Origin of the sequence: Microbacterium sp. NPDC090225, from assembly GCF_044772365.1 — a bacterium.
Lineage (GTDB): Bacteria > Actinomycetota > Actinomycetes > Actinomycetales > Microbacteriaceae > Microbacterium.
Genome location: NZ_JBIVYS010000001.1, coordinates 1,644,521 through 1,663,018, shown reverse-complemented (window position 1 = coordinate 1,663,018; position 18,498 = coordinate 1,644,521). Strand labels below are relative to the sequence as shown.

16 protein-coding genes are annotated in these 18,498 nt (G+C 70.3%); 8 read left to right on the top strand and 8 right to left on the bottom strand.

Going from position 1 to position 18,498, the window contains the following annotated elements:
• Window positions 1-2: 2 nt before the first annotated feature.
• The 3 genes from ACIQTT_RS07950 to ACIQTT_RS07940 form a co-directional block, all read right to left on the bottom strand.
• Window positions 3-1,742 carry an aldehyde dehydrogenase family protein gene (locus ACIQTT_RS07950; protein ID WP_402788324.1) on the bottom strand — a complete coding sequence of 580 codons (1,740 nt, stop codon included), beginning with the start codon at window positions 1,740-1,742 and terminating at the stop codon, window positions 3-5.
• A 28-nt stretch (window positions 1,743-1,770) separates the two neighbouring features.
• The gene (locus tag ACIQTT_RS07945) at window positions 1,771-3,141 is read right to left on the bottom strand and encodes an MFS transporter (protein WP_402788322.1); all 1,371 of its coding nucleotides are present in this window, start codon (window positions 3,139-3,141) and stop codon (window positions 1,771-1,773) included.
• Between the two features lie 281 nt (window positions 3,142-3,422).
• Window positions 3,423-3,686, bottom strand: a complete 264-nt coding sequence (locus tag ACIQTT_RS07940; protein ID WP_402788321.1) for a glutaredoxin domain-containing protein — start codon at window positions 3,684-3,686, stop codon at window positions 3,423-3,425.
• Window positions 3,687-3,767: 81 nt separating this feature from the next.
• Between ACIQTT_RS07940 and ACIQTT_RS07935 the strand changes: the two genes are divergently transcribed.
• Window positions 3,768-4,160, top strand: a complete 393-nt coding sequence (locus ACIQTT_RS07935) for an SIP domain-containing protein (protein ID WP_402788319.1) — start codon at window positions 3,768-3,770, stop codon at window positions 4,158-4,160.
• A 53-nt stretch (window positions 4,161-4,213) separates the two neighbouring features.
• Here the strand turns inward: ACIQTT_RS07935 and ACIQTT_RS07930 are convergent, their stop codons facing one another.
• Window positions 4,214-4,663 carry an adenylyltransferase/cytidyltransferase family protein gene (locus tag ACIQTT_RS07930; protein ID WP_402788317.1) on the bottom strand — a complete coding sequence of 150 codons (450 nt, stop codon included), beginning with the start codon at window positions 4,661-4,663 and terminating at the stop codon, window positions 4,214-4,216.
• A 202-nt stretch (window positions 4,664-4,865) separates the two neighbouring features.
• Here ACIQTT_RS07930 and ACIQTT_RS07925 point away from each other — a divergent pair, with 202 nt between their 5' ends.
• On the top strand, window positions 4,866-6,032 hold the full coding sequence (locus ACIQTT_RS07925; protein ID WP_402788315.1) for a glycosyltransferase: 1,167 nt from the start codon (window positions 4,866-4,868) through the stop codon (window positions 6,030-6,032).
• On the opposite strand, the gene ACIQTT_RS07920 is transcribed toward ACIQTT_RS07925, so the two are convergent.
• The 3 genes from ACIQTT_RS07920 to ACIQTT_RS07910 form a co-directional block, all read right to left on the bottom strand.
• Window positions 5,986-7,245 carry a hypothetical protein gene (locus tag ACIQTT_RS07920; RefSeq protein ID WP_402788313.1) on the bottom strand — a complete coding sequence of 420 codons (1,260 nt, stop codon included), beginning with the start codon at window positions 7,243-7,245 and terminating at the stop codon, window positions 5,986-5,988. The two genes, ACIQTT_RS07925 and ACIQTT_RS07920, sit on opposite strands and share 47 nt — an antisense overlap.
• Before the next feature lie 14 nt (window positions 7,246-7,259).
• Window positions 7,260-7,907 carry a DUF4232 domain-containing protein gene (locus ACIQTT_RS07915; RefSeq protein ID WP_402788311.1) on the bottom strand — a complete coding sequence of 216 codons (648 nt, stop codon included), beginning with the start codon at window positions 7,905-7,907 and terminating at the stop codon, window positions 7,260-7,262.
• A 66-nt stretch (window positions 7,908-7,973) separates the two neighbouring features.
• Window positions 7,974-8,906 carry a glycosyltransferase family 2 protein gene (locus ACIQTT_RS07910; protein WP_402788309.1) on the bottom strand — a complete coding sequence of 311 codons (933 nt, stop codon included), beginning with the start codon at window positions 8,904-8,906 and terminating at the stop codon, window positions 7,974-7,976.
• Window positions 8,907-9,003: 97 nt separating this feature from the next.
• On the opposite strand from ACIQTT_RS07910, the gene ACIQTT_RS07905 reads away from it, so the two are divergent.
• The 5 genes from ACIQTT_RS07905 to ACIQTT_RS07885 all read left to right on the top strand — a co-directional run bounded on the left by ACIQTT_RS07905 (window position 9,004) and on the right by ACIQTT_RS07885 (window position 16,265).
• Window positions 9,004-9,747, top strand: a complete 744-nt coding sequence (locus ACIQTT_RS07905; protein WP_402788307.1) for a CDP-alcohol phosphatidyltransferase family protein — start codon at window positions 9,004-9,006, stop codon at window positions 9,745-9,747.
• Window positions 9,740-10,789, top strand: a complete 1,050-nt coding sequence (locus tag ACIQTT_RS07900) for a glycosyl transferase (protein ID WP_402788305.1) — start codon at window positions 9,740-9,742, stop codon at window positions 10,787-10,789. Before ACIQTT_RS07905 ends, ACIQTT_RS07900 begins: the two co-directional genes overlap by 8 nt.
• Entirely contained in the window at window positions 10,786-12,120 is a 1,335-nt protein-coding gene (locus tag ACIQTT_RS07895) for a phenylacetate--CoA ligase family protein (protein WP_402788303.1), read from the top strand. Before ACIQTT_RS07900 ends, ACIQTT_RS07895 begins: the two co-directional genes overlap by 4 nt.
• Before the next feature lie 187 nt (window positions 12,121-12,307).
• Window positions 12,308-15,016, top strand: a complete 2,709-nt coding sequence (locus tag ACIQTT_RS07890; RefSeq protein WP_402788301.1) for a right-handed parallel beta-helix repeat-containing protein — start codon at window positions 12,308-12,310, stop codon at window positions 15,014-15,016.
• 97 nt (window positions 15,017-15,113) lie between these two features.
• A complete protein-coding gene (locus ACIQTT_RS07885) occupies window positions 15,114-16,265 on the top strand; it encodes a glycosyltransferase (RefSeq protein ID WP_402788299.1) in 1,152 nt (383 codons plus the stop codon).
• Window positions 16,266-16,328: 63 nt separating this feature from the next.
• Here ACIQTT_RS07885 and ACIQTT_RS07880 read toward each other — a convergent pair whose 3' ends face one another.
• Window positions 16,329-16,982: a hypothetical protein gene (locus ACIQTT_RS07880; protein ID WP_402788297.1), complete on the bottom strand. Its 654-nt coding sequence runs from the start codon at window positions 16,980-16,982 to the stop codon at window positions 16,329-16,331.
• 128 nt (window positions 16,983-17,110) lie between these two features.
• On the opposite strand from ACIQTT_RS07880, the gene ACIQTT_RS07875 reads away from it, so the two are divergent.
• Window positions 17,111-18,493: a polysaccharide biosynthesis tyrosine autokinase gene (locus tag ACIQTT_RS07875; RefSeq protein WP_402788295.1), complete on the top strand. Its 1,383-nt coding sequence runs from the start codon at window positions 17,111-17,113 to the stop codon at window positions 18,491-18,493.
• The last annotated feature ends 5 nt before the right edge of the window (window positions 18,494-18,498 follow it).

The window sequence follows — 18,498 nt, the reverse complement described above, 5'->3', positions numbered from 1 at the left end:
GATCAGGCGCGCAGCGCCGCGAGCAGGGTCTTCACGAGGCCAGGCACCGAGCCTTTCACCCGGAAGCGCGTGAGCCCCTCGCTCACCTCGGCACCGGTGCGAGAAGTCACGAACCACGGCGGCGTCGGCAGGATGGTGACTCGGCCGCCCCCATTGAGGCCGGGCGCCGAACGCGGGAACGGTCGGAACGGCCCGCGCAGCACCGATCGCTCGACCCGATCGAGCAGCAGGGCGTTGTGCACCACTCCGATGCCGCTACCGACGTCGTCGATCGTGCTACCGGGGAACGCGCCCCAGGTCAGTGTCGGGGTGATGAACGCGAAGCCGGTCCAGCCGTTGATCGCGATCGACCCGTACCGAAGATCGGCGATCGCCCGCTCGAACCCGGTGCCGAGCGACTTCTCGGTCGCCGGGTCGATGAGCAGGTTCGCTCCGAGTGTGCCCTGCAGCTCGTCATTCGCGTACGCGACGGCGGCGTCGAGGAACTCCTGGCCCCTCCCGGCGACGCTCACGACGCCGAGCACCGGCGCGAAGTACTCGGTGCTCTGCAGGGCTGCGGCATCGTCGTCGTCGTCGATCTCCACGAGCAGCCGGTCGCCGAGCACGAGGGCATCGGGGTACGCCTCGGATGCCTGGTGCATGCGGTTCGTCGACCCCGGGTACCAGGTGGGGCGCTCGGGCGCACTCGCGTAGGCCCGACGGAGCGCGGCGCGGAAGGCATCCGCCTGGTCCCAGTCCTCCGACAGGATCACGACCTGGCCGGCGATGCAGTTGTGACCGCTGTTCTGCAGCCGCATGGTCGCGACGTGCTCGGCCTGGTAGCGCAGGTCGGCGTCCGACCATTTGCCGGGCACCACGATGATCGGCGAGACCCCGCCGAGCTCGGCCGTGATCGGCTTCGACATCGACGGCTTCTTGCGGCGAGCACCTCGGGCGGTCTTCGGGCCCCAGACGATCGCGTCGAACGTCGCCGCGGAACCGGTGATGTGCACGTGGGAGAGGTCGGGATGCGCCGTGAGGTACGCACCGATCGCCGGGCCTCCGCGCACGATACGCAGGAACCCCGGCTCGATGAGCGGGGCGAGCGCGCGCTTGTAGATCGGCACGAGCGGGTCCTGCGTCGGGTTCACCTTGAGCAGTGCGGTGCGGTTCGACGCGAGCAGTTCATAGAGCACGTCGAGCACGGGGATCGAGGTGACGTTGCCGGCGCCGAGCACGAGCCCCACTCCGCCGGAGACGGTCGGGGTGCGCTGGCCGAGCCCGGCGGCGGCACGGGCCGCGCGTGGCGTCGTGCCGGGTTCGAGCCAGACCTCCCCGGTGAATCCCGACAGCAGGAAGCGGTCGATGCCGGTGAGGGGGAACGCGTGCACGCGCGTGCGGCCTCCCGGGGCACGGTCGATCGCGACACCGTCGAGCGGGTTGGCGCCGCGGGCGAGCCGTGAGAGCGTCTCGATGTAGGCGTCGAGGGCGCCGAGCACCCCGTAGGGCCCGCTCAGCCACTCCTCGCCTCGGAGCGGATGCCGCGCATCGAGCCCCTTCGTCGCCGCGGCGGTCGTGGCCCAGTCCTCGGCGGTCGCGGCCACGCTCGTGCGCACCTGACGCAACAACGTCACGCGCTGCGCGACGGTCAGTGCCGACCACACGCGGGCCCCCGTCTGCAGGTCGTCGATCGCCGTGTCGAGCCGCGCGTGCTCGCTCTCGCCGATCTCGGGCGTGGTCGTGGCGACGGGCGTGGAGGTCACAGGCGGCTCCTTCGAACGGGATCCCAGCTTAGGCGTCGATGTCGTGGCGGCGCAGGCGGTAGCGGCGCAGGGGCAGGAGACTCGCGAGCATGATCAGTGCGGGAAGGATGCTGAAGCTGAGCACGATGCCGGTGATCGCGGCATCCGGCTGCTCGACCGCCGCACCGGCGACCGTCGAGACGTACCCGGTCAGGGCGAGGGTGAGCGACACGGTCGTCGCGCCGAGTGCGAACCCGACGGTCTCCCCGGCGGTCCAGATGCCGGTGAAGGTGCCCGCGCGTCCGCTGCCGTGGGTGCGCTCGTCGTGCGAGATCACGTCGGGCAGCATCGCCATCGGCAACGACTGCAGCCCCGCGTAGGCGACTCCGGCCACCGCGACCGAAGCGTAGATCCAGGCGCCGGGCGCCCAGACGGCGATCGTGAGGGAGGCCGCGGCGAGGGCGAACAGCACGCTCGCGATCCCGAACGCGCGTTCCTTGCCGACCCGCCGGGCGATGACGGTCCAGGCGGGCGTCGCGATGAGCGCGGGTCCGACGAGCGCGACGAACACGAACGTCACGGCATCCTCCGAGCGCAGCACCCACGTCGCCACGTACTGCGCTCCGGCGAGCATGGTGCCGGTGGCGAGCGCCTGCAGCAGGAAGGTGCCCAGTAGCGCACGGAACGGCTGGCTGCGCCGCAGCGCCCGGAACCCCGAGGCGTACTGCTCGCGGATGCCGGCGGCCGGTGTCGCCCCGTCGCCGACGCGACGGGCGGACGTGGCATCCGCTGTGCGCGTCGCGACGAGCATGCCGATGCCGATCGCGAGACCCGCGACGATGCCCATCAGCAGGTATCCGAGCACGGGGTCGTCGCCGGCCTTGCGCAGTGCCGGGCCGCCCGCGCCGAACAAGAGGATGGATGCCGTCAGCACCACGACCCGCCAGCCGAGCAGGCGCGTGCGCTCGTCGTAGCCGTCGGTGAGCTCGGCGGGCAACGCGACGTACGGCACCTGGAACAGGCTGAACGACGTCGCCGTGGCGAGGAAAGCGAGCAGCACGCACACCGCACCGGCGATCGGCCCCCACGACGGCGGCACCGCGAACGTCAGTGCGAAGAAGAGGGGGAGCGTGACGGCGCCGAGCACCATGAACCCGCGACGCGAGCCGGTGCGCGCGAACTGACGGTCGGAGGCGGCGCCGATCAGCGGGTCGATCACGACGTCCCAGATCTTGGCGGCCGTCACGATGACCCCGGCGGCCAGGGCGGCGACGCCGAGGTTGTCGGTGAGGAAGTACGTCAGCACCAGCCCGGGCAGCGTGGCGTATCCGCCGGTACCGACGGACCCGATCGCGTACAGCACGATCGTGCGCGCGGACAGGCGGACGGATGCTCGTTCGGGCCGAGCCTCTGTGCTCATCGCGCCAGTGTAGCGGTGGGCGTCTTTCGTCTCGTCGCCTGGTGGGGGACGCTTCGACAGGCTCAGCGACCCAGTCTCAAGAAGCTTGGGTCCCTGAGCCTGTCGAAGGGGCCTGCCCTGCGCGGTGTCAAGAAGCTTGGGTCCCTGAGCCTGTCGAAGGGGCCTGCCCTGCGCGGTGTCAAGAAGCTTGGGTCCCTGAGCCTGTCGAAGGGTCCTGCCCTGCGCGGTGTCAAGAAGCTTGGGTCCCTGAGCCTGTCGAAGGGGCCTGCCCCGCGACGGGCTCAGATGAGGGAGAGCTCGCGCAGCTTCGCCTCGACGTCGGCGTTCGACGGCTCGACGTGGTGCGAGGAGTCGGGGTAGAGGACGACGGGGATGTTGGTGCGACCCGAGATGTCCTTCGCGACGTCGGCACCCGAGGGGTCGGCGACGAGATCGACGTAGGTGTACTCGACACCCAGGTCGTCGAGCTGCTTCTTGGTGCGGATGCAGTCGCGGCACCAGTCGGCGCCGAACATCGTGATGGTGGATTCAGCAGGAGAAGTCATGAGACAAGCGTAGAACGCCCTGGCGGGGAGAGGGCCGAGAGGGGCTTGTCGGTAAGGGTAGCCTTACCTATAATCGAAGCCATGAACAACGCGAGCGAGCACCTGGACGACCCCGACTGGGAGAACATCGAGGGCGCTGTGCTCGTCGCCGGAGATGCGGCCGACGCCGGAGTCATCGCCGGGATCGCCGCCCGACTGCCGTGGGACGCGACCGGCGTCATCCTGCTCGAAGCGGCCGCGCGCATCCAGATGCGTCACATCGACGTGCCCGACGGTGTCTCGGTGCGCTGGCTCGTGCGCAGCGACGGCATCCGCGCGCACACCAAGGGCGAGCGCCTCGCCAACGCCGTGCACTCGTGGTGCGTCGAGTGGGCGTGCAGCGAGCCCCCGGCGCAGTGGACCGTCTGGCTGGGGCCGCACACGCCACCCCACGTGGCGCGCATGGCCCGCAGCCTGCTCGGCGTCGCGAACTGACTCCGTCGCGAACTGACTCCGTCGCGAACTGACTCCGTCGGCGAACTGACCCGTCAGCGCGCGAGCGCCGGAGCCCCCGCACCCGCGGTGATCGCATCGAGCGCCCGCCGCAGCGACGAACTCGAGGTGTGCGCCGTGTACGGGAAGTACACGACTTCGACGCCGACGCGCGCGAAATCGCGCTCGAGCCGCAGGCCCTTCTCGGTGCCCCGCCAGTCGTCGCCCTTGAAGAAGTGCGTGAAGTGCACGTCTTCCCAGGCGTCCAGCTTCGACGGTGTCGTCTCGACGTGCACGTCGTCGACGAACGAGATGTGCCGCACGATCTCCGCGCGCTCCGCCGTCGGGATGACGGGCTCGATGCCCTTCACCTCGCGCAGCATCTCGTCGCTCACGACGCCGGCGATCAGAATGTCGCACTGCTGCTTGGCGTGGCGCAGAAGGTTCAGATGCCCCACGTGGAACAGGTCGAAAGCTCCCGCGGCATAGCCGATACGCGTCCCCATGATCTCCCCAGATCAGTGATTCCCCAGTAGGCGGATCCCCATCCACCTGCGACTCCCACAGCCGCACGGGTCAGTCTAAGCCTCGCGAGCCGCAAAGCGCGACCCCGAATCGTGGTTGCGGTCGCACCGGGCCAGGTTTCGAGCGCATAGCAACCCGTGGCACGATGAGATGCCGCACAGCGGCGCGCGCAGAGGGGGCGACATGAACGCGAAGGTCACGGTCATCGTGCCGACCTTCAACGAACGCGACAACGTCGCCGAGCTCGTCGCCCGCACCGCCGCCGCGCTGGCCGCGTACGACGCCGAGATCCTCTTCGTCGACGACAGCAGCGACGACACCGCCGACGAGGTCGCACGGGTCGCGGCGGATGCTCCGTTGCCCGTGCGTGTGATCCACCGTGCCGAGAACACGGGTGGGCTCGGCGGCGCCGTCGTGGTCGGGCTCGAGGCCGCGGCATCCGCTCTCTGCATCGTCATGGACGGCGACCTGCAGCATCCGCCCGAACTGCTGCCCTCTCTGCTCGCACGGCAGGCCGAGGGGGATGCCGACGTCGTCGCCGCGTCGCGCTACATCGGCGGGGGCGACACGAGCGGGCTCGGTACCGCGGTGCGTTTCGGCGTCTCGCGTGCGGCGACCTGGCTGACCCGGGCGATGTTCCCGATCCGCCTCGCCCGCAGCACCGACCCGATGACCGGGTTCTTCCTCGTCGACCGGAGCCGGCTCGACCTCGCGACGCTGCAGCCGCAGGGTTTCAAGATCCTGCTCGAGATCCTCGCGCGCACCGATCTGCGCATCGCCGAGGTGCCGATGGAGTTCGCGGAGCGGCGGCACGGCACGTCCAAGGCGAGCCTGCGCCAGGGCGGCACGTTCATCGCGCACCTGGCACGCCTGCGATTCGGCAAGATGTCGCTGTTCGCCCTGATCGGTGCGGTGGGCGCCGTCGCGAACCTCGCCATCATGTGGCTGCTGACGGCGGCCGGGGTGCCGTACATCTGGGCGGCGATCATCGGGGCGGTCGTCACGATCGTCGGCAACTTCCTGCTGCAGGAGCGCTTCGTCTTCGCCGACATGCGCACGAACGCCCGCGGGGTCTGGCAGCGCTTCGCGGCGTCGTTCGCGTTCAACAGCATCGAGGCGACGCTGCGCATCCCGGTGATGGCGCTGATGGTCGAGACCTGGCACATCTCGAGCGTCCTCGCGACCGGGCTCTCCCTGATCGTCGCGTTCTTCGCACGCTTCCTCTTCCACTCGCTGGTGGTCTACGCGCCCCGGCGCCGGGGACGGAGCGGCGAGCCGAAACCCGACACGGCTGCCCTGCGCGTCATCCGCGCGATCGACGAAGAGGCGATGCGTCCGGGCGAGCTCTGAGCTCCTTCGTCTCGCGACGAGACGCCCATCCCGCTACGGGGATCGCCGTGAGCGCGAAGAGCAGCGCCAGGGTGCGCGATGAGGTCAGCAGGGGACTGAAGAACGTGTCCCAGGCTCCGAGCAGGACCAGCCACACCGTGATCCCGGCGGCGGCTTTGAGGGAGACGCTGCGCGCGACGGCGTAGATCGCGCACCCGATCAGCGCGATGGCGAAGATCGCCGCGACCGGTCCGAAGCGCAGCCACAGGTCTCCGACCACCGAGTGCACCTCGTACTGGCCGCCGAACATGTATCCCTCGACGTAGCCGTTGTCGGGGTCGTAGTTGAGCTCGCTCATGCCGGTCTTCGCGACCCACACGTCGTGCGAGACGGGGAGCACTCCGCTGCCGAACCCCTGCGGCCGTTCGGCGACGAGGGCGGTCGCCGCTCCGAGCTCCGGCCGCCCGCCGGCGATGAGCGATCCCGAGGTGTCGATCTGCGCCTGGGTGCGCTGCTGGGCGGCGTCGCCGAGCGCGCCCTCCAGGATCAGCGCCTGCAGCAGGCTGAAGGCCGCGAGGCTCAGCACGCCCAACAGCACGAGCGTCTGCAGCGGGCGCGGTCGCCGGGTTCCCGGCGGCATGAACATCTGCCAGAGCACGATGACGGCGGACAGCAGCAGGAACGAGGTCATCGACCGGGAGTCCGATGCGAGACACACCACCGCGAGCGCACCGAGGGCGAGCAGGTCGAGCCAGCGTCGTCGGCTCGTCGCGGTGAGACCCAGCACGATGATGATCACGGGCACCGCGAGCGAGTACTTCCAGAGGTTCGCCGGGTTGCCGCCCGTGAGCACCACGTTCGCCAGCGCCCCGACGCCGAACGCCACGGCGGTGCCGCCGAGACCGATCTGCGTGCGCGCCCACAGCAGCACGCCGATGCCGCCGGCGAGTGACAGCAACGTGAAGGTCTGCTCGAGCATGAGGCTCGTCGACACCGGGCGCATGGTCTCGAACAGTGTGAGCACCCCGCCCCACACGGCGGCGATCGCGGCGAGAGCGAGCAGCAGACGGGCGAAGCGGAATCTCGCCAGCACCTGCCACCATACCGGCAGCAGCACGATGGCGGCGATCAACGACAGGCTCACGCCCGGGCCGAACTGGTACCGGACCGCGGTCGCCGCCGCAGCGGCCGCCGCGACGATCGAGGTGGTCGTGTACCGCTCGGCGCGCCCCATGCCGGGTGCGCCGATCAGCGCAGGTCTCCGCGGAACACGGCGACCTTGGCGCCGAACAGGTAGTCCACGGTCAGGGTGACGTCGTCGCGGTCGGCCTCGGGAACCGAGAACAGGTAGGTGCCCTCGGCGGAGTCGCCGGGGGCGACGGTGCCCTCGAACGGTGCGCCGCCGGGCTGGGTGAGGGTGCCGGCCGGGGCGCGGTCCTCGCCGATGTACGCGTTGACCGCGACGTACTCGAGGTCGAGCGGCTCGTCACCGGTGTTCGTGATGCGCACGGTCCCGCGGATAGCGGGCCCGGAGGTCTCACCCGCGAGGGTGGCCTGGCCGTCGACTGCCTGCAGCGACGACAGCGAGATCTCGATCCCCTCTTCGGTGACGATCGTCTGATCGGGGGCCACCGGGCTGAGTTCGGCGAACGGCTCGTCGGTCGCTCCGGCCGCGGGCGTCGGCGTCTGCGTCGGTCGCGGGGCATCGGGATCGACGATGTCGCGCGGAGGCGTGGTGGGAGTGGCGGATGCCGAAGGCTCGGTGCTCGGCGTTCCGGCGAGCAGCGGCGGCACGAAGATCGCGCCGAGGACCGCGAGCGCGATCACCACGACCAGTGCCGACAGTGTGATCCAGACGCGCCGACGATTCGGCTGCGTCTCTTCGGTTGCGTCCATCGCAGACCCCCTGCTCCCCGTGTCTCCCCATCCGGCGCCGCGAAGACGGCGGCCGGTGATGAGAGTTTAGACCGCGTGCCTCCGCTCCGAACCAGCCTGTGCAAGAAGTCGTCGTCCGTCGCGCACGCCGCGCCAGGCCGCGCGCAGCGGAGCGATCGGTCGGAGGAACTGACGACGTCCCCCGCGCAGCAGCACCTGGCGCGCATTGCTCCAGGCGGTGCGCGACCAGGCCGCGGCATCCGCTCCGTCGAGCAGCAGGCCCGCGAAGAGCAGCCGGTTGCGGATGTTGTAGTAGTAGTACAGCTCCGACTTCGCCTCGGGCCGCTGGGTGCTCGCGCGATGCGTCCCGCCCTCGTCGTGCACCGCGAGAGCGTCGTCGACGACGAGCAGGCGCGCCCCGGCGCGTGCCGCGCGCACCGAGATGTCGACGTCCTCCCAGTACAGGAAGTACGCGTCGTCGAAGCCGCCCGTGAGGTCCCAGGCTTCGCGGGTGAACCACAGGCACGCGCCGCTGAGCCACGGCAGGCGGCGGGCATCCGTCTGCTCGCGGCGGCGACGCGGCCCGCCCATCGAGCCGTCATCGAGGTACACGTCCATGCCGGCGAACCACACCCGGCCCGCCGCGTCCTCGACGCGCGGCGAGGCGACGCTCGGCCCTTCCGCCGTCGCCGCGGCCAGAGCGGCGACCGAGCGCGCGTCGATCCGGGCATCCGGATTCAGGAGCAGGATGTCGGTGACCCCGAGCTCGTCGAACGCCACCGCGGCTCCGGCGTTCACGCCGCCGCCGAACCCCGCGTTGTCGTCCATCGGCACCAGCCGCCACCCGTTCGCGACGCTCAGCGCCTCGACGCGTGCGCGCTCCTCCGGGGTCGAGCGGTTGTCGACGACGACGATCCGCGCGTACGGCACGGCCGCAGCCGTCGCGGTCAGGTTCTCGGCGAGCAGGCCCGCCGAGGCGTAGTTGACGACGATGATCCCCAGCATCCGTCGTGCGTCCATCCGTGCATCCTCCCCGTCGTCACGAAACCCACGGACCCGTGCGAGGGCACCTGTGGCTATAGTGAAGGCTACATTTGACGCCACCTGGGGAGATGTCGTGTCAGAGATTCGTGGGGCGATGCTGCGTCTGAGACAGGCGCAGAAATCATCGAAGGGCGCGGCGGCATACTCGCGCTACGTGAACCGGCCTTTGGGGCGCCCGCTCGCGGCGACGGCCTACGCGTGGGGGATGACCCCGTCGCAGGTCACCATCGTGAGCGCGCTGTGCACCCTCAGCGGGGTCGCGCTGATCGCGCTGCTCGCTCCGACCGTCTGGTCGTCGGTGCTGGTGGCGGCGCTGCTCGTGCTCGGTTACGCGCTCGACTCGGCCGACGGGCAGCTCGCGCGGCTCACCGGAACGGGCTCGCTCGCGGGGGAGTGGCTCGACCACTTCTTCGATTCGCTGAAGCTCGCCACCATCCATCTCGCCGTGCTCGTGTGCTGGTTCCGGTTCTACGATCTCGACGACCTGTGGCTGCTCGTGCCGCTGGCGTTCGCCGCGATCGCGAACACGTTCTTCTTCGGCATCATCGCCGCGGACTTCCTGCGACGCATCCACCGGCTGCAGTCCCCCGTCGAGACCGAGGAAGCACCCCGTGAGGCATGGCGCTCCGGCTCGCTGTACTCGCTCGCGGTGATCCCCAGCGACTACGGATTCCTCTGCCTCGCCTTCGCGCTGCTGTGGTGGCAGCAGGGCTTCGTGGTGATCTACACGGCGCTCGCCGCGATCAACGCGCTGCTCCTGCTGCTCGCAGCTCTCCGCTGGTACCGCTCGATCAAGGGTCTGCAGTCCGATGGCTGAGCGCCCGGGGCCGGTGCGCGTCATGCAGTCGTTCGGGGCGCCGCGCGTGACGACGAACCCCTACATCACGATGCTCGATCGGGCGCTCGCCGACTGCGACGAGGTCGATCACCTCCGCTTCTCGTGGCGCGGCGCGATCCTCGGCCGGTACGACGTCTTCCACTGGCACTGGCCCGAGGTCAAGCTGCACGGCGGCAGCACCGTGTCGTCGGTGGGCAAGTACGTGCTCACCGCGCTGCTGTCGCTGCGGCATTCGCTGTCGCGGCGGATCGCCGTCGTGCGCACGGTGCACAACCTCGAGCTTCCCGACGACAACGCCGCCCGGCTGTGGCTGCTGCGACGCATCGAGCACCAGGCCGATCACCGGATCGTCCTCAACGAGACCACGCTGCTGCCGGAGGGAACCGCGCGCTCGGTCATCCTGCACGGGCACTATCGCGACTGGTACGCGCCGCAGCCCCGGGCCGACCGGGTGCGCGGGCGCCTCGCAACCTTCGGCGGCGTGCGCCGCTACAAGGGTGTCTCGGGATTCGTGGATGCCTACGCCGAGGCCCGCGGCGATGACGGCGAGCTCAGCATGACGATCGGCGGCAAGGCCTCGACGCAGGAGCTGGCCGACGATCTGCGCGCGCGGGTCGAGGGTCTTCCCGGGGTGACGTTGCAGCTCGCATTCCTCAGCGATGCCGAGCTGGTCGAGCTGGTGACGGCATCCGAGCTGGTGGTTCTCGCCTACCGCTTCATGCACAACTCCGGCAGCGTGCTCGCCGCGCTGTCGCTCGATCGGCCGGTGCTCGTGCCGCGCAACGAGCCGAACGAGGCGCTCGCCGCCGAGGTGGGCACGGAGTGGGTGCAGATGTACGAGGGCGAGGTCGACGGTCGCGCGCTGCTCGAGGCGCTGCGCGCGGTGCGGCGGATCGAGGCCGAGCGACCGGATCTCTCCCGCCGGGAATGGGCGGATGCCGGGGCCTCGCACGCGGCCGCCTACCGGGCGGCGCTGCGCAGCCGTTGGCTCGGCGCGCAGCCCCGAGGGGTCGACGCATGATCCGCGAAGCGGCGTTCCGCCTGAAGACCGCGATCGGCGGACGGTCGAGCATGGAGGCCTACCGGTCGTTCCTGCAGATGGACGCGCTCGCGCCCGAGGAGATCGCCGACATCAGTGCGCGCCGTTCGGCGGAGCACGCCCGGTTCGCCTTCGCGCACAGCCCCTTCTATCACGATCTCTACTCGTCGCACGGGTTCACCGACGACGACCTGCGCGACCCCGCGTCGTTCTCGTCGCTGCCCATCGTCGACAAGGCGATGCTGCGCGAGAACTTCGACGGCATCCGCACCGATGAGGCCGACGATCGCACCAGTGTGGTGTCGAAGACGGGCGGCAGCACGGGGCTGCCGTTGCACCTGCTGCGCGATCTGCGCTTCCCGGCGCGGGCGCTGGAGTGGCGCCTGTTCGAGTGGTGGGGCGTGACGCCGTGGGACGACCGGGGCATCGTCACCCGGCACGTGCTCACGGGAGCCGCGCGGCTGCGGCACGATCTCGGATGGTTGCCCTCGCGGCGCGTGCAGCTCGATGCCTTCCAGATCACGGATGAGGCGGTGACGGAGTTCGCTCGCGAATGGAACCGCGTGAAGCCACGGTTCCTCATCGGCTACGGCGGCGGGGTGCTCGACACCGTGCGCCGCCTGCGGCGTCTGGGCCTGGAGGTGCATCGTCCGCAGGCCATCGCCGTGACCGCGGCTCCGCTCACCCCCGGCACGCGCGCCGAGATCGAGGCGGCCTTCGGCGCCCCCTGCTACGACCACTACCGCTCCGCCGAGATCCCCTGGATGGCGGGGGAGTGCGGTCACCAGAGCGGCCTGCACGTGTTCGCGGACGAGCGGCGGATCGAGATCGTCGACGCCGCGGATGCCCCCGTGCCCGACGGGGTCGAGGGCGAGGTCGTCGTCACCGATCTGAGCAACCGGGTGTTCCCGGTGGTGCGCTACCGCCTCGGCGACATCAGCAGCTTTCTGCCCGGAACCTGCGCCTGCGGGCGCGGCCTGCCGAGGCTGGGTGCGATTTCGGGACGGTCGTCGGATGCCGTGCGTCTTCCCGACGGCACGACCATCGCGGGTGCGCTCGGCCACATCTTCGACGATGCGCCGCTGTCGATCCGGCAGTTCGAGATCGTGCAGGATGCCGATTACGCCGTCACTCTCCGGTGCATCCCGAGCGATGCGCCGGATGCGCAGGCCGGCATCGATGCGGCCGTGGCGAAGCTGCGCTTCGCCACCAAGGGACTGGTTCCGGTGACCGTGGAGCGGGTCGACGGCATCCCGCAGGTGGGCGGCAAGATGCGCTTCATCCGCAGCGCTGCGCCCGTCTCTCCCGCGTGATTCCGGGCCTTCGGGCTTCCGATATATTTCAGTTTCGCAACGATCTTCCAGTGGGGCTGTGTACACTGACCCCTGGCCGCCGCCCTCCGGGTAGGCGGTGCGTACCGAAACTGCACACCATCTCGCCCGGAGGGGGCAAGTTGGAGGGGCGCGGTGTACGCGGGCTGAAACCCCTAGGAGAACCCTGTTGCGTCTTCGACGTCACCATCACCGTCCCGATCCCTCCCCTCGTCTGGCGACCACCGGTGCCACCGCTGCAGTCGCAGCCGTGACGCTGCTGCTCGGCCTGGTCGGCGCTCCCGCTTCGGCGGCTGAGACCCCGGCACCCGAGCCGACGACGACCGAGACCCCGGCCCCATCCCCGGAGCCGCAGCCGAGCACGAGCGAGGTGCCGGCTCCCGATCCGGCGTCGCCCGATCCCGCGCCCGGCGACGCTCCGGCCACGGACGCTCCCGCGCCCGAAGCCCGCAGCACGACGGCCGCCGCGCCGACCGTGCTGCTCGCCGACGAGTTCGACCGCACCTCGCCCGCGGGCTGGGGCAGCTCCGACAACGGGCTGGCCTACACCTCGTGGTCGTCGCGCGCCGGTGTCGCGAGCATCGCCGACGGCGCCGCGACCATCGCGCTGAAGCCGGGCGAGTCCGCCTACCTCACCCCGCGTGCCCTGCAGGCGAAGGACGTCCGGCTCTCCGCCGACGTGCGCCTCTCGTCGACGGGCGGTCGCGGCTACTACGCCTACACGACCCGCGTGCAGAGCGACGGGGCCTCGTACCGCGTGCGCCTGCTCACCGACGCGAAGGGGCAGGTGCAGCTCTCGGTGCTGCGCACCCAGGGCGGGAAGGACACCGAGCTGAAATCGGCGTCGGTGCCCCTCAGCATCCTCGGTGATTCCTGGTACACGTTCGACGCGACCGTCACCGGAACGGATGCCGTCACCTTCGAGGCCCGCCTCACGCCGAAGGGCACCACCCCCGGTGCGCCGCAGCTGACCGTCACCGACTCCTCGTCGAGCAAGCTCAGCGGTGCCGGCGGATTCGCGCTGTGGGGCTATGCCTCCAGCAGCGGCGCCTCGGCATCCGCCCTGCAGATCGACGCCCTCGAGGCGATGGTCGCCACAGGGCCGCTGAGCAGCGAGGTCGTCACCGACCCGGAGCCCGAGCCGCAGCCGGAACCCGAGCCGCAGCCCGAACCCCAGCCGGAACCCGAGCCGCAGCCCGAGCCCGAGCCGCAGCCGGAACCCCAGCCCGAACCGCAGCCCCAGCCGGGCACGGGTCTCGAGGCGCGGGGCTCCGCCCCGGTCGGTACCGCGTCGTACGCCGTGCCGCAGGGCGCCGTGTTCGTCAACGGTTCGTCGAGCGCGCAGACCCAGAACGGCACGGCCGCGGCGCCGTACCGCAGTGTGCAGAAGGCGGTCGACTCCTCGCCCGCCGGTTCGACGATCGTCGTGCGCGCCGGTGAGTACCACGAGTCGGTCGAGGTGCCCTTCAACAAGACCATGACCATCCAGGCCTACCCGGGCGAGGCGGTCTGGTTCGACGGATCGACCCGCGTGACGTCCTGGACGAAGTCCGGCTCGTCGTGGGTGAGCGGCGGGTGGACCGCCGAGTTCGACGACGACATGCTGAACGGCAACGCGAGCTGGTTCGTCGACCCGAACTACCCGATGGCGAACCACCCCGACATGCTGTTCATCGACGGAGTGGCGCAGAAGCAGGTGGCCTCGGCATCCCAGGTCACAGCCGGCACCTTCGCGGTCGACTACGCAGGCGACCGGCTGATCCTCGGCACCGACCCGAGCGGCAAGCAGGTGCGTGCCAGCGATCTCGGGCAGGCGTTCAACGTGCGCTCCGCGAACTCGCAGCTCAAGGGCCTCGGCGTCCGCCGCTACGCGACCTCGTACGACGTGCTCGGCACCATCCGCATGCACAACGTCGGCGTCACGCTGCGCGACCTCGTCATCGAGGACAACGCCACGATCGGACTCTTCGTGGGCAACGACCGTGCGACGGTCGACAACCTCACGATCCGCCGCAACGGCCTGCTCGGCATGTCGTTGACCACGGCGTACGACTCGACGGTGTCGGACTCGCTCATCACCGATAACAACAACGAGCGATTCAACGGCTCGCCCGTCGCCGGCGGCATCAAGGTCACGCGCTCGCGCGGGGTCGACATGACCAACGTCGACACGAGTCGCAACGTCGGCAGTGGAACGTGGTTCGACGAGTCCTGCTACGACGTGAACATCGTCGACGTCACGTCGAACGACAACACCGAGATCGGCATCCACGCCGAGCTCTCGTCGAAGGTCACGATCGCCCGCAGCCAGGCCTTCGACAACAAGGAGGGCATCCGGATCTTCGACTCCGAGGGCGTTCTCATCACGAACAACGACCTCGGTAACAACTCGCGGCACGACATCAACCTCATGCAGGATGAGCGCCGTCAGGCCACCCACAAGGTCGGGCGCGATCCGCGCGTGACCGGTGCCGACCCGACGGTGACGTGGATCACCCGCAACATCACGATCCGCAACAACGTGTTCGGCGCGGGCGGACCGCGGGCGATCTTCGCTCACGACACCCAGACCGGGCGGGCCGTCGACACGTGGAACCTCACGATCGACGGAAACCTCTTCAGCAGTTCGAAGGGCGGACCGTCGATGGTCACCTGGGGTGGCTCGGGCAACGTGTACGAGACGTTCTCGACACCGCTCGCGCTCGCCTCGGCGAAGAACACCGGATGGCGCAATGCGATGACCACCACAGCCGAGCCCTTCTCGGGCATGGCCGACGAGATCGCCGCCAACAGCGGCATCGCACGTCCGCTCACCGGCGCGGCCGCGACCCTTCTCGGGGTCGGCAGCGGCACGGTGCTGTTGGGCAGCGGCCGCTGACACCCGCCCCCACCGAATCCGCCCGCCGCGTCCGAGACGCGGCGGGCGGATGGGTGGTGGGGGCGCGGCGAGCGGCCGTGCCGTGCAGAATGGTCGGGTGACAGCCGACACCCGCCGCCCGCATCTGCTCGTGCACGCCGGGTGGGAACTGTTCGGTTCCGACCGGATGCTCCTCGAGAGCGCACGGGGCCTGCGCGACGCGGGGGAGCGCGTCGTCGTCGCGCTTCCCGCGGCAGGGCCGCTGGTCGGCGAGCTCCAGGCCGCCGGCGTCGAGGTCCTGATCCCGCCGACCTTCGCGTTGCGCAAGTCGGCGCTCCGCCCGCGCAACTGGCTGCGCTCCCTGCGCGATGCGATCCGCGGGTTGGTCGCCGCGGTCGTGATCACCCGTCGCCTGCGGCCCCGGACCCTCTACGTGAGCACGATCGTTCTGCCGCTCTGGCCCCTTGTCGGTCGCCTGCTGCGGGTGCCCACCGTGACGCACGTGCACGAGGCCGAGGCATCCGCCGCCCGCATCGTCAACACGGTGCTCTATGCGCCGCACCTCGCCTCGCACCGCATCATCGCGAACAGCGAGTTCACGATGCGCACGGTGGCCTCGGTGATCCCGGCGCTCGGGCGTCGTGCGACGCTCATCCCCAACGGGGTCGACTCCCCGGCTTCGGTGCCGGAACCGCGTGCGGTGATCGATCGTCTGCGCATCGCCTATGTCGGTCGCATCTCGCACCGCAAGGGCCCCGATGTGGCCGTCGAAGCCGTCGCCCTCCTCGGCGATGCCGGGATCGAGGCGGAGCTCGATCTCATCGGCGCCGTGTTCGAGGGCAATGAGGCGTACGACGAGACCCTGCGGCGCCGCACCGACGAGCTGGGCGTCGCGCACCTCGTGCAGCACCACGGCTTCCGCTCCGACGTGTGGCCGGTGCTCGGTGCGGCCGATGTGCTGGTGGTGCCGTCACGACAGGACGAATCCTTCGGCAACACGGCCGTGGAGGGGATCCTCGCCGGGCGTCCCGTCGTGGCGAGCGAGATCCCGGGCTTGCGCGAGGCGGTCGGGATCTACGGGTCGGCGGCCTTCGTCGCCCCGGGCGACGCCGCGGCACTGGCGGATGCTCTCGCCCACGTCGTCGCGGACTGGTCGGCGCTCCGTGTGACGGCGCTCTCCGATCGGGACCGGGCGAAGGAGCGGTTCGCCCCGGAGGTGTACCGGGCGACGATCGCCGGCTTCCTCAGCGACCTCGCTCGGGGGCGCTGAGTTCGAGAGCGCTGGGGTCGGGGGCGCTGAGGTCGAGGGCGCTGAGGTCGGAGACCGCTCGGGTCAGCGCGAACCCGCAGCCGAGTCGAGGAACGCCGCAGCCTGACGCAGGAACTGCACGACCTCGGCCGACGTCGAGGTCAGCATGGCGCGGTGCTCGCGCGTCGAGTCGTGGTGCGCGTCGGCGATGTCGAACGGGTTCCGGCGGCGACCGAACAGCGTGCGGCTCGTCTTCGGCGGTGCGGTGAAGCCACGACGGGCGTGGAGCGCCTCGGCGTATCGGGCCAGGCCCGTGGTGCTCGCGGCATCCGCATCGAACTCGGCGATGATCTCGAACTCGCGCGCATCGACGGGCTCGGCTCCCAGATGGATCGCCTCGCGCAGCGTGAATGCGCGGGAGCGGGCTTCGGGCGCGGCGGCGGCCACGGCCGAGCGCTCGGCGCGACTCGCGGTGAGGATCAGATCGGCGGCGCGCAGCTCCGCGGCATCGATCGCCTCCGAGCGGTGACCGGCGGCGAGGATCGGCGTCTCGGCATCGCCCGCGGCCTCGGCGATCTCGGCCGAGGTCACGCACATGCGATTGCCTGCCGTGCCCACGCGGGTACCCGCGCTCGAGATCTGCCACCCGGCCGCATCGCCCTGCGCGCGGAGCACCAGCTCCATCAGCGGCGACCGGCAGATGTTCGCCTCGCAGACGAAGATCAGTCTGTGCGTCACGTGTTCCCCCGTCGTGCCCCGCAGAGATCTCTGCGGTCCGATCCTCCAACATAGGTGATAATGGTCGCGGGGAAGGCACCGTGCGAGACACTGAGGCACGTCGAGGTGCCGAGGGGATACGGGGACACATGACACTGCAGGACTATTTCCAGTCGCTCAGGAGCCACTGGATCGTGATCGTCGTGCTGATGGTGCTCGGCGCGGGTTCCGCGTACGGGTACTCGCAGTTCATCGACCCCGAGTACCGCGCCGAGTCGCAGGTGATCGTGATCCCGACCCGGGGCGAGAACACCAGCGAGCTGGTGCAGGGCTCCAACTACGTGCAGAGCCTGGTGCAGACGTACACGCTCCTCGTGAAGTCGCCGACCGTGCTCGACCCGGTCATCGATGACCTCGGCCTCGACGAGACCGCCAACCGTCTGGTGCGGCGGGTCGACGTCAACGTGCCCCTGAACACCGTCGTCATCGAGATCGGGGTGACGGATGCCAGTGGCGAGAGCGCCGCCGAGACCGCGAACGCGATCGCTCAGGAGCTCGCGACGGCCGTCGCGGGCGTGTCTCCGGTCAGCGCCGACGGTGAGCCAGCCGTGCGCGTCGACACGATCTCCGCCGCGCGCACTCCGACGGTTCCGATCTCCCCGAACACCCGCCTGAACGTGATGGTGGGCGCAGTCGCCGGAATCGCACTCGGTGTCGTGTTCGCGCTGCTCCGACGCCTTCTCGCCACCCGCATCACGACCGCGCGCACGCTGAGCGATGCCACCGAGGTCGCCCTCCTCGGTGAGATCCCCGAAGCATCCGACACCCACACGATCGCCCGCATCATCCGCTCCCAGCCCGACGGCCGCGTCGCCGAGGCGATGCGGCAGGTCGCCGCGAGCCTCAAGTTCGTCGACGTCGACAAGAACCGTCGCGTCATCCTCGTCACCTCGTGCTCGGCGCAGGAGGGCAAGTCGTCGGTGAGTCTCGGCCTCGCGCTGACCCTCGCCGAGGGCGGGCGCTCGGTGCTCTTCATCGAGGCCGACCTGCGTCGGCCGAGCACCGCCCGGTACACCCAGCTCGAGGGCTCCGTCGGACTGACCACCGTGCTGATCGGCGACGTCGAGCTCGCCGACGCCGTGCAGCAGTGGGGGCGACCCGGACTCGACATCCTCACCGCCGGAGCGCAGCCCCCGAACCCCGGCCAGCTGCTGTCGAGCGGCGGACTGCACCGCATCGTCGACGAGGCACGCGACACCTACGACTACGTCATCATCGACACCGCGCCGGTGCTGTCGGTCAGTGACGCGCTGTGGCTGTCGACGATGGCCGACGGCACTCTGTTCGTCGTGCGGTCCAACCGCACAAAGGCCGCCGATCTCACGCGCGCCCTGGGCTCGCTCGAGTCGACCAGGACCCCGGTGCTCGGAATCGTGCTGAACGGTGTGCGCGGCGCGGCGAAGAGCCCGTACTACACGGACGAGCCGCGACGCGGCGTCCGCCCGCGCCTCGTCGCCCGCGCCACGCGCTGACACGG